Annotated in this window: 9 protein-coding genes; 1 reads left to right on the top strand and 8 read right to left on the bottom strand. The window is 27.9% G+C overall.

All coding sequences use genetic code 11. From position 1 onward, the window contains the following. Positions 1-24 precede the first annotated feature (24 nt). Together TVTCOM_RS02430 and TVTCOM_RS02425 are read right to left on the bottom strand one after the other, a co-directional pair. Positions 25-2,025, bottom strand: coding sequence for an FtsX-like permease family protein (locus TVTCOM_RS02430; protein WP_434798261.1), 2,001 nt, complete (start codon positions 2,023-2,025; stop codon positions 25-27). Next, positions 2,015-2,782, bottom strand: a complete 768-nt coding sequence (locus TVTCOM_RS02425) for an ABC transporter ATP-binding protein (protein ID WP_434798260.1) — start codon at positions 2,780-2,782, stop codon at positions 2,015-2,017. Before TVTCOM_RS02425 ends, TVTCOM_RS02430 begins: the two co-directional genes overlap by 11 nt. A gap of 305 nt (positions 2,783-3,087) precedes the next feature. On the opposite strand from TVTCOM_RS02425, the gene TVTCOM_RS02420 reads away from it, so the two are divergent. Next, positions 3,088-5,307 (top strand): SH3 domain-containing protein, encoded by a 2,220-nt coding sequence (locus TVTCOM_RS02420; RefSeq protein ID WP_434798259.1) that lies wholly within the window; start codon positions 3,088-3,090, stop codon positions 5,305-5,307. A gap of 89 nt (positions 5,308-5,396) precedes the next feature. Here TVTCOM_RS02420 and TVTCOM_RS02415 read toward each other — a convergent pair whose 3' ends face one another. The 6 genes from TVTCOM_RS02415 to TVTCOM_RS02390 form a co-directional block, all read right to left on the bottom strand. Further along, the gene (locus TVTCOM_RS02415) at positions 5,397-6,893 is read right to left on the bottom strand and encodes a protein adenylyltransferase SelO (protein ID WP_434798258.1); all 1,497 of its coding nucleotides are present in this window, start codon (positions 6,891-6,893) and stop codon (positions 5,397-5,399) included. Between the two features lie 117 nt (positions 6,894-7,010). Next, positions 7,011-8,147, bottom strand: a complete 1,137-nt coding sequence (locus TVTCOM_RS02410) for a sensor histidine kinase (protein WP_434798257.1) — start codon at positions 8,145-8,147, stop codon at positions 7,011-7,013. Next, positions 8,137-8,832 carry a response regulator transcription factor gene (locus TVTCOM_RS02405; RefSeq protein WP_434798256.1) on the bottom strand — a complete coding sequence of 232 codons (696 nt, stop codon included), beginning with the start codon at positions 8,830-8,832 and terminating at the stop codon, positions 8,137-8,139. Before TVTCOM_RS02405 ends, TVTCOM_RS02410 begins: the two co-directional genes overlap by 11 nt. 24 nt (positions 8,833-8,856) lie before the next feature. Continuing rightward, the gene (locus TVTCOM_RS02400) at positions 8,857-9,543 is read right to left on the bottom strand and encodes a M15 family metallopeptidase (RefSeq protein WP_434798255.1); all 687 of its coding nucleotides are present in this window, start codon (positions 9,541-9,543) and stop codon (positions 8,857-8,859) included. 146 nt (positions 9,544-9,689) lie between these two features. Beyond that, the gene (locus tag TVTCOM_RS02395) at positions 9,690-10,196 is read right to left on the bottom strand and encodes a hypothetical protein (protein WP_434798254.1); all 507 of its coding nucleotides are present in this window, start codon (positions 10,194-10,196) and stop codon (positions 9,690-9,692) included. A 1-nt stretch (position 10,197) separates the two neighbouring features. After that, positions 10,198-11,556 carry a hypothetical protein gene (locus tag TVTCOM_RS02390; protein WP_434798253.1) on the bottom strand — a complete coding sequence of 453 codons (1,359 nt, stop codon included), beginning with the start codon at positions 11,554-11,556 and terminating at the stop codon, positions 10,198-10,200. Between the last annotated feature and the right edge of the window lie 208 nt (positions 11,557-11,764).

The raw sequence follows: 11,764 nt of genomic DNA, 5'->3' as shown, positions 1-11,764 counted from the left end.
TTAGCTTATATACTATATTTTAGCTTATATGTTATTTTTTACTATATTTTTGTACCCACTATAAGTTATATAGAAGTAAATTAAGTATACAAACAAGAATATTGCTGCTGTAACAAGAGATGATCCTCCTATGTCTGGCTGATTGTATATTGATATAAAGTCATTTACAACTTTTATACCTATTACTGAATGAACTAAAGCCAATGCTACAGGTATGCTAAAGTAAACTAGAGTTTGTGCAAATATTGTTTTATTTATACTTTTTCTACTTGCTCCTAATCTCTTTAATGACACATATCTTTCTATACTATCACTTGCTTCACTTAATTGTTGAAGTGCAAGAATTGCCATACTACTTATTAAAAATACTATTCCTATATAAATTCCTATAAATAGTATAGTAGTTGTCATTCCTTTACTACCTTCATAAACTGAGTTTCTAGTAACTCCTAATACAAATCCTACTTTGTCATAATCCGTATTTGAATCTTTATATGATTCTAATTTATTTAAAAACTGTTCTTCTTTTTTTGCCACATTATTTCCAACAAAATTAATATTTACATTACTTGAAGTTATAGTTTTATTATTAAAAAGATTATCATTTATTACTACAGTAAAAATATTATCCTGCATAAAATTGGTCTTTAAGTTATCTTTTATTATTTCTTTATTTTTTATATTGTATATTTTCCCTTTAATTTTAACAGTATTATTACTTTCCATATATTTTTCTATGGAAGGAATGGTTTTTGAAAAGTTTGATGCTATTAATATTTCATTTTCTTTTAGATTTATTGGATCTTCATTATTTAATTCTCTCATTTTATTGTATTCTGAACTTTTTATATATGATATTTCATAATCAAATTCTTTAACATCCCTATCTAAGGGTAAAATATCTGACATTTTTGTTCCATCAATATATTCATTATAGTAAGCTACTTTATCATCTTTTCCAAATTTAACTCCCATATAATCAAAAGATCTTTTTATATCTTTTATTTTATCCTTTTTACTCACATACATATGTGCACTTGCATCAAATGGAGTAGATTCTTCAAGTCCTGCTTCTAAAGCATTTTTAAAACTAAATCCTGTTGATAATACACCTATTGTTAAAAATAACATTAGACAAATTACTGACATAGATATAAAGTTTGTATTTACCTTGCTGTTTATTTGTTTTACAACAAATATATTTAAACCTTTGAAATAAACTTTTTTATTCTTTTTAACCACATATAAAATAAATCCTGCCAAAGAGAAGAAGAATAAAACAGTTCCCAATATACCAAGTACTATAGTTATAAGGAATGTAGATTTTTCTATACCAATTAATCCTTTTTCTAAAATTAGTTTGTATGCTATTCCTAAAGAAATTACACATAAAATAAATGTAATTAAATATATAAATGGGTTTTTAAATTTTATTTCTTGTGTTTTTCTTCCCACTGTTAATAAATCAATTATTTTATATTTTGAAATAACAAATGAGTTAAATATCATAACAAGTATAAACATTATTCCAAAGTATATAATTGTTTTAATTATAGCCTCAGTAGAAATTATAAAAGTATATCCAGACATTTTAATGTCAAATAGTTTGGCAACAAGTACTGATAATCCTTGTGATGCTATAAGACCTATAATCAGTCCGCTTATAAGAGAAAATATACCTACAATTACTGTTTCTAATATTAAAATCCTAGAAATTTTATTTTTTGACATACCAAGTGTCATATAAATTCCCAGCTCTTTATTTCTTTTTTTAATTAAAAAGTTGTTAGCATAAAGAATTAAACTTCCTAAAATAAATGCTATAAATACTGATACATAAGATATTACACGGGAAAGAGTCTCCACATATACTGCACTTGAAGAATTCACTTCCATCATGGCTTTTTGTGATTCAATAGAGTTAAAACTATAGAATATACAAACTGCCAAGGTTAAAGTTAAAAAGTATATAGTATAGTCTTTAAAACTTTTTCTAACATTTTTAAGTGCTATTTTAGAATACATTGTTGTCATCCCCTCCTATTAGAGTAATAACTTCCATTATTCTATTGAAAAACTCTTTTCTAGAATCTTGTCCTCTTACTAATTCTGTAAATATTTTTCCGTCCTTTATAAATAAAATTCTGTGAGCATAACTTGCTGTAAAAGCGTCATGTGTAACCATTAATATAGTTGCATTTAACTCTTGGTTAAGGCTTTCCAGTCTTTCTAGTAATAGTCTTGCTGATTTTGAGTCAAGTGCTCCCGTTGGCTCATCGGCAAGTATCAATGATGGATCTGTTACTATTGCCCTTGCTGATGCCACCCTTTGTTTTTGTCCACCAGACATTTGGTAAGGGTATTTATTTAACACTGTTTCAATTTCCAAATGTTTAGCTACTTCTTTTATTTTTTCATCTATTTCAGAAATTTTTTCACCCTTTATTGTTAATGCTAATGCTATATTTTCATAAGCAGTTAATGTATCTAGTAAGTTAAAATCTTGAAATATAAATCCCAACTCATTTTGTCTAAATTTATCTAAGTTTTTAGATTTTAATCTTGTAATATCTTTATCATTTATTATTATGCTTCCTGTTGTAACAGTATCTATTGTTGAGATGCAGTTAAGAAGTGTAGTTTTACCACTTCCACTAGGACCCATAATTCCAACAAATTCTCCCTCATCAACTTTAAAACTTATATTATCTATTGCTTTTGTAACATTATCTTTATTCCCATAATATTTTTCTATTTTTTCAACACTTAATATATTTTTCATCCTTAAGTAATCCTCCTCAATTTATCTATCTTGTCTTAAATTATATACATATTTTACATTTTTAAATATGTATGTATATTTCATTATCATTACGTTTTTGTAATGTTGAAAATATCATGTATACATTTCAAAAATTATAGTCATTCGCTAAAATAATACCTTAAACATCCGTAAAATATAATAAAGCCCAAAATAAAAAGTTAATTCTTGAATGATTTAGACAAAACAATATACATTTATTGTATAATTTATATATATATTTTAGGTAATTTATTCCAATTTTTTTAAAAAGGGGGGGAAATAATTTGAATAAAAGAGATAAATCTTTTTTGGCTTTATCATTAGGTATTGCTATATCATCTCAAAATCTAATGATTATAGCAAATGCAGATTCAATTGAATCAAAATCAGATAGGGACGTTACTATTTTATCAGATGATGATTTTGAAATAAAAGTAGATACAAATTCTCAAGACGAGAACTTGAAAGAATCAAGTGAATATCAACCAAACCCTGAAGAAAGCAAGACTTATAATACGGAGGGAAGTAATTCTATAGCTTTTATGTCTAATATAAGTGCTGCTTCTCTTGAAGCCACTAGTTTATCTAACTCAAATTCTATAGGAAGTGGAAAGGTAACATTAAGTACTCTAAATATAAGAAGTGGACCATCTACTTCAAATGGTATAGTGGCTACATTAAAGATTAATGAAACTGTTGAAATATTAGGCAAGAGTAGTGATTGGTATAAAGTTGATTTCAATGGCAAACAAGGATATGTACAAGCAGCTTATTTAAAACTAAATCCAATTGAAAAAGGTATCGATGTAAGTAAATGGAACGGAAATATAGATTGGAAAAATGTAAAAAATGCTGGCATTGACTACGTTATTATAAGAGCTGGATATGGAACATCTACTATAGACCCAAAATTCAAAACTTATATTGAAGGTGCAAAAAGTGCCGGTCTTAAAATAGGTGTATATTGGTTTAGTTATGCCACTACTCCTGAAATTGCTGCTATTGAGGCTGAAACTTGCTTAAATGCCCTATCACCTTATAAAAGTAGTATTACATACCCTGTCTTCTTTGATTTCGAATATGATAGTGTTAGATATGCAAATAACAATGGAGTAAAAGTAACAAAGGACTTAGCTACAGCGATGGCTAATTCATTTCTTAATAAAGTTGAATCCAAAGGATATACTTCAGGTATATATACTAATAGAGATTTTAGTAGTACATACTTCACTGACGATCTTATAAATTCTAATAATTTATGGGTAGCTCAATATGGTTCTACTAATACATTTGGAAAACCATATTCCATGTGGCAATACTCAGAAAAAGGTTCCGTGGCTGGCATAAGTGGTTATGTTGATTTGAATTACACTTGCTTAAAAACTTTTGGTGGTAGTTCAGGTAATGAAGATCCAAGTACGCCTTCTGGAGAGCAAGGTGTTACTACTGCTAATGTTAACTTTAGAAAAAGTTCCTCTACTTCTTCTAGTATTATAGCTACTATTCCTAAAAATACTGCTATTGAGATTGTTGATAAATCTAACTCTAATTGGTATAAGGTTAAGTACAAAAATAATACAGGATATGTTTCTAAAGATTATGTTAAGTTAAATAACAGTGATAGTGGTAGTGATGATAATAACACTAGTACTCCTTCTTCAGAAAAAGGTGCTACTACTGCTAATGTTAACTTTAGAAAGAGTTCCTCTACTTCTTCTAGTATTATAGCTACTATTCCTAAAAATACTACTATTGAGATTGTTGATAAATCTAACTCTAGTTGGTATAAGGTTAAATACAAAAATAATACGGGATATGTTTCTAAATATTATGTTAAGTTAAATAGCAGTGGTAGTGATGATAATAACACTAGTACTCCTTCTTTAGAAAAAGGGGTTTCTACTGCTAATGTTAACTTTAGAAAGAGTTCCTCTACTTCTTCTAGTATTATAGCTACTATTCCTAAAAATACTACTGTTGAGATTGTTGATAAATCTAACTCTAAGTGGTATAAGGTTAAATACAAAAATAATACGGGATATGTTTCTAAAGCTTATATTAAATTAAATAACAGTAGCAGTGATAATGAAACTCCAAGTACACCTTCTGGAGAGCAAGGTGTCACTTCTGCTAATGTTAACTTTAGAAAAAGTTCATCTACTTCTTCTAGTATTATAACTACGATTCCTAAAAATACTACTATTGAAATTATCGATAAGTCTAACTCAAAGTGGTGTAAAGTAAAATATAAGGGTAGTACAGGATATGTTTCTAAAGATTATGTTAAATTAAATAACAGTAATTCTAATACATCTTCTTCAAATAAAGGTGTTACGTCTGCTAATCTTAATCTTAGAAAAAGTTCTTCTACTTCTTCTAGTATTATAACTACTATTCATAAAAATACTACTATTGAAGTTACTGATAAGTTATCATCTGGTTGGTATAAAGTTAAGTATAAAAGCTATACTGGATATGTATCTGGAAGTTACGTAAAAATATAATTACATTATATATATAAATACCCTATATAAGTGTGCCAAAATATATTCACCTATATAGGGTTTGTTTTGTATAACTTATTCAATTAGCTCTATGTTCCACAATAAGTTCTATAAGGTAAATCTGAAGGTTGTGGTAAATCAAAATATTTTTCACACTCTAATTTATATTCATAAGGATTACTAAGAACAGAAAGTAAGTTTTCCATTACTGTAAAATCTCCCTTATCTGCTGCATCTAATGCTTCTTCTACCTTGTGATTTCTTGGTATAACTACTGGGTTGGATTTTTTCATAAGCTCATAAGCTTCATCTATGGACTTTTCTTGTCTTTCCAATCTTTCTTGCCAATTTTTATACCAATTTGTAAATTCAGCTGTAAGGAACATTCCTTCATTCATGTTTTTTCTATAAGTTAATGATAAAAAAGTATTCGTATAATCTTCTTTATATTTTTCCATCATAGTTAATAAATCTTCTATTATAGACTTATCCATAGCTTCTTCATTGAATAATCCTAGCTTATTTCTCATTTTTGATAGCCAATGCTCCAAATGCAAATCAGAAAACTTAAATATGGCCTTTTGAGCCAAGTCTATGGCAGTATCTGTATCTTCATTTATTAAAGGTAGCAGTGTTTCTGCAAATCTACAAATATTCCAAGATGCCATGTCAGGCTGGTTTTTGTAAGCATATCTCCCATGAAAATCAATAGAACTAAATACAATTCCTGGATTATAAACATCCATAAAAGCACAAGGTCCATAATCAATAGTTTCTCCACTAATAGTCATATTGTCTGTATTCATTACTCCATGAATAAATCCAATACATAACCATTTAGCAGTTAACTTAGCATGAGCTTTTATAACTTCTTTTAGCAAACTTAAATATTTATTTTCGTCATTTCTCACATAAGGATAATGTCTCTCTATGGCATAGTCAGCTAGTTTTTGCACTTCTTCTTTTCCTAAGTAATTGGAAGCATATTCAAAAGTTCCAAATCTAAGATGACTAGTGGCAACTCTAGTAAGTACGGCTCCTTCTTTCACATATTCTCTATAAACTTTTTCTCCTGTTTTTATAACTGCTAAACTTCGAGTCGTTGGTATTCCTAGATTATACATAGCTTCACTAATTATATATTCACGAAGCATAGGACCAAGCACTGCCCTTCCATCACCACCACGAGAATAAGGTGTTCTTCCACTTCCCTTTAACTGAATATCATATCTATTTGCATCAAAACCAGTCACTGAAGTTTTGTTTTGCAATTTTTGTTCACCAATTAATACTGCCCTTCCATCACCTAGCATTGTAAAATTACCAAACTGATGACCGCTATACGCCTGGGCAATATATGCACCGCCTTCAATTTTTTTATTTCCAGCCAGAACTTGCAAACCGTCTTCACTTTTCAGTGATTCTGCATTTAATTCCAAAGCTTCTGCCAAAGGCTGATTAAAAATAACTAGCTCTGGTTTTTTAACTGGATTTAAATCTATTTCACTATAAAAAGACTTGGGTAAATTTTTATAACTATTATCAAAATTCCAGCCCATATTCTTACTTTGATTTTCCTGTATCATTTTTTCACCTCTTTTTATTTATATTTTCTATATAAAATATCACTTTTCATTAGATTGTGTAATTTGCTATAAATTATTTATACCCTAAATAAAATAAAAAACTCTCCTAGCTACAGATTATTCTGTTAACTTAGAGAGTTTATCTTCATTTATATATGGTATTTTAACTTCAAAAATAGTACTTTCCTTATTACTAATAGCACAGATACTTCCATCATGTGCTTCTATAATATTTTTTGTTATTGCAAGTCCTAAACCTGAGCCACCTTGGAATGTATTTCTTGATTTTTCTACTCTATAAAATCTATCAAATATATGAGGTAAATCTACTACTGGAATAGGTTCACCATAATTTATTATCTGTACTACTACCATTTCATCTTCTGTAAGCACTTTTATATCTATATAGTGTCCATCTTTTCCATATCTCATGGCATTTGTAATAAGATTTTCAAAAGCTCTTACCAGCTTAATTGGATCCCCATTTATTATAAGTTTGTCCACAGAAAAGTCTATTCTACAATTCATATTTTCTTGTCTAAATTGTATTTCAAACTGAGAAATTAACTGTCCTATTAGCTCTACTAAATTCAGCTCAACCTTATTAAAATTAACAACTCTGTTTTGCATTTTAGTAAGTTCAAACAAGTCGTTAATCAATATGTTTAAGTTTAAAGATTTTTCATAAGCTATATCCACATAGTACATAAGCTCCACCTCATCTTTGTATCTTCCTTCTTCAATAAGATTTAAATATCCTATAACGGAAGTTAAAGGTGTTCTTAAATCGTGAGACACATTTGTAATCAAGTCTGTCTTAGTTTGTTGAGCTTTTCTTTCTTCCACAGTTATATCTTTCAACTGCTCCACTATACTATTAATATTTTGTGCTACTTGATCAATATCTCCTCTTGATTTCAATTCAATCTTCTTGTCCAAATTTCCTTTTGACATTTCTTCCACATTATCCACTAGTAAGGACACATTTTTGTACTTTTTATAAGTAATAAGAGAATATATTGAAAGGAAAATTAAAATTCCTATAATACCATAGATGTTTCCTGCAAAAATATTATCGTTCAAATTAAATAAAGTTGTAACTAATACATTTAAAATTGGGGTTTGATATCTAATATATAAATTATAAGTTACCGTATATAAAGTCCAATACAAAACTAAGCTTAGTATTACACTTATAACAAATTCTAAAACACTGATTATTATATATTTAAAAATTCTTCCTCTATTTTTCAATTTTATAACCAACTCCCCATACAGTTTGAATTATTTTATTTCCTTCTATATATTTTTCCAGCTTTTCTCTTATTCTACTCATATGAACCATAACCGTGTTGTTTGATCCAAAGTATTCTTCCTTCCATACTTTTGTAAAAATCTCTTCTGAGCTATAAACTCTTCCTCTATTGCTACCTAGTAAATATAAAATATCAAATTCCCTAGCTGTAAAGGATATTTCAGTATCTCCAACTTTAACTGTCCTATTATTTTTATCTATAGTCAAGGTTTCAATATTTATAATATTGTCTTCTTTGTTCATGTTGTTAAAATAATAAGCTCTTCTAAGAAGTGCCTTCACTCTAACTGACAATTCCAATGGATTAAAAGGTTTTGTTAAATAATCATCTGCGCCAGTCATAATACCTGCAATCTTGTCCATATCTTCAGACTTTGCACTAAGCATAAGAATAGGAATAGGAATATTTAAATGTTCTCTAACCCTTCTGCATACTTCCATTCCATCCATTTTTGGCATCATTACATCTAGTATCATAAGCTGGATTTCTTCTTTTTCTAGTACTTTAAGAGCTTCCTCCCCATTACTGGCTTTTAGCACAGTGTAACCTTCATTTTTCAAATATATTTCAATTAAATTTCTAATTTCTTTTTCATCATCTACTACAAGAATTTTACTAGCCATAACTCCCTCCTTGTTTTTACCTTATTATACCATATGATTCAAATACTCCTCTAAAGTTATGTTCCTTTCGTAAATATCTTTTGCTGCATCTTTTCCCACATATCTAATATGCCATGGCTCATAATTATATCCTGTAATATTTTCTTTTCCCTCTGGATAACGTAATATAAATCCAAATCTATAAGCATTATTGGCTAACCACTTGGCCTCTAGACTTGTTTTATCAAAACATCTTGATTCATTTGTTACATCTATTGATAATCCACTTTGATGTTCACTTTTACCTGGTTTAGCCACATATTTATTAGCGTAGTCCACGCCCTTTGAGCTAATCTCATCATTAAGAACTTTAACCTGACTTCTGTAAGATCTATATGCTGAAGATCCTAAAAGAGTTATATTTTCTTTTTTAGCTCCTTGGAATAATTCTTCCAAAGCTCTTGCTGCTTTTTCATCCATTTGTCTAGATTCTTCACTAGTATCACTTAAAAATTTCACATTAGGTTTGACTAAATTTTCAGGTTCATAATCAAGACTTAATGGATTTTTCTTATTTACTAACATAAGGTATTTACTACTCTTTATGCTGACATTTTCACTTATATAAGAATTCTTGTGATTTGATAATCCTAATAAAGGATTAACTCCTCCTACAAATATTATCGTACCTAAAATAACTATAATTCCTACAAATTTGCTTTTTAATTTCATAAATTATCATCTCCTTTTCTATTACATAATAAAAAACAAATATTAAGCACCTAATAAGTAATTCTTAACTTTTGTTAAGATTTACATTCATATACAAAAAAAGAATAATCATAGTGATTATTCTCTTATAATAAAATATTATGTTTTTACCAATACCAGTGTGGTATTAGCATTGCATCAGGTTTTCTACCTCTTAAAATATGTAGCGGATAAACACTTCCTGTTAATTTTTTACCTGGTAAGTACTTTCTATTAAACATTATTGATGAGAAGAATACCTCTCTTCCACCTGTCATTTCTAAAGGCAGTCTTATCCCAAAATCATTTTCCATCATATCTTCTAATAAATAAGCTATCTTTTTTAAAGATTTATTCTCTTGTTTTGTTCCACCTAAGTCATAGACTTTAGATGCAAGTTCTTCAAACTCTTCAAAGTTCTCTTCATAATATCCATCAAAAGTGTATATTATGTATCCTGGTAAATCTAAAAGTCCTCTTTTAAAAAGTTTATTGTTAGCTGCAACTATGCATCCTAAAGCAAACTCACCTTTTTCAAAAAATTCTTCTTGCATTTCATATATATTAGACATTACCCACTCTTTATCAAAAAATATCTTATTAGGTTTTATATAATCATTCTTACTCATTTTCATCTTATTTGTCCTCCTCATTCCAAAGCGTCATAAATATTCTTGCATATTTCTCAATAGTAACTAAAATTATACACGTAGCAATCCCAATTACTCCACAGATTAAAATAGATAAATTCCATAATAAATAGGAAATTACAGCAGCGATTATTCCACCTATTATTCCCAATTTACCATTTTGCTTAGATAAAGTCTTATCAACTAATAAACAATCTAGTATTATTTCTACTTCTTCATCTATATCCTCTTTAGTTTTACAAATTTCCTCATCCCATCTATTTATGTCTTCTGGTTTTAAATATCCATAATCCATCATATTTAGTAGTTCTATCAATTCACAGCTTTCATCAAGTATCTCTTGAAGCATTTTTATATTTACTTTTCGATTATTAACAATCTCAAACTCTAGAACATAAATCTTCTCTTCTGTTTTTATTCTGTAAAAAGGAAATTCTTCTTCAAATCCAACTTTAACAAGTTTACTTCCTACTTTATTTTTTATATAATTTTCTATTTCTATATTTTCATTTGAATTATTAGTTTCAAAACTTTCACAAGCTTCTTTCATATAGTTAGTGAAATCAGTATATACTCTATATACTGGTTCTAAACTATTCCAAAAAGATAAATGATCTATCAACTTTTCTTCCATTTTTGAGTAGTTATCTCTATCTGAAGAGAATTGTAAATTATCAAGACAATTCTGCATTATTTTGCATACTTTTCTTACTTCTTTTATATCTTCATAATCATTTTCTATTTGTATGGCCTTTTGTAAAAACTCTTCTTTTTCATATTTTCCATTATATTGTATAAACAAATCAAAAATCTTATTATAATCTGGTAAGTCTATAAATTTTTGGCTTGAATCTAAAATAGCTATCCACATAGCCACAGGCAAAATATTTTTTTCTTTTTCATTTAAAAATTCATCACCTAAAGTAGCATGCTTCATTAACAAATTATGTGCTATTTTATTTCCTAGCTTAACTCTATAATCATCCTTAATATACTTTTTATTTATCTTTAAATTGCTATAGTTGTAAAGATCTAACTCAAAATCTATCTCATCACACTCATATGTAAAAACTACTGGTTCATTATTGTACTCACCTATTGATGCAACTAAATATCCACTTTCTATTTTACTAATTTGAACTGGACCATTTTCTATGGCCTTATAATTTTCTGAATTATAATAAATTTTTTCTTTACTTGTATTTTTTAAAACTACTCTTATAAGTCCGAATTTTTCTAAGGTAATTATAATAACCTTACCTTTTCCTTCTTTATCTAATAAATTTATTGATTCCTTATAATAATCTGTTATTCCATTTACTATTTCTATATATTTTTCCCTCATATCTTCCCTCCTTTATTTATCAAAAAGCGCTATTACCATAATAAAACAAAATAGACCATATTTCCATATTATCTATACTTAATTTATGAAAGACTTTGACAAGCATGATTTATACATGTTTTAATTTAGATAAAATTTTGTGAAATTAAATTATATTTAATATAAATTCGTAACAAATGTTACATCATTTATAAAATATTTCAGATAT

Origin of the sequence: Terrisporobacter vanillatitrophus, from assembly GCF_051148895.1 — a bacterium.
In the GTDB taxonomy this organism is placed as follows: Bacteria; Bacillota; Clostridia; order Peptostreptococcales; family Peptostreptococcaceae; genus Terrisporobacter; species Terrisporobacter vanillatitrophus.
Note: the sequence above shows the minus strand (reverse complement) of the source record. Positions and strands in the feature narration are given on the sequence as shown.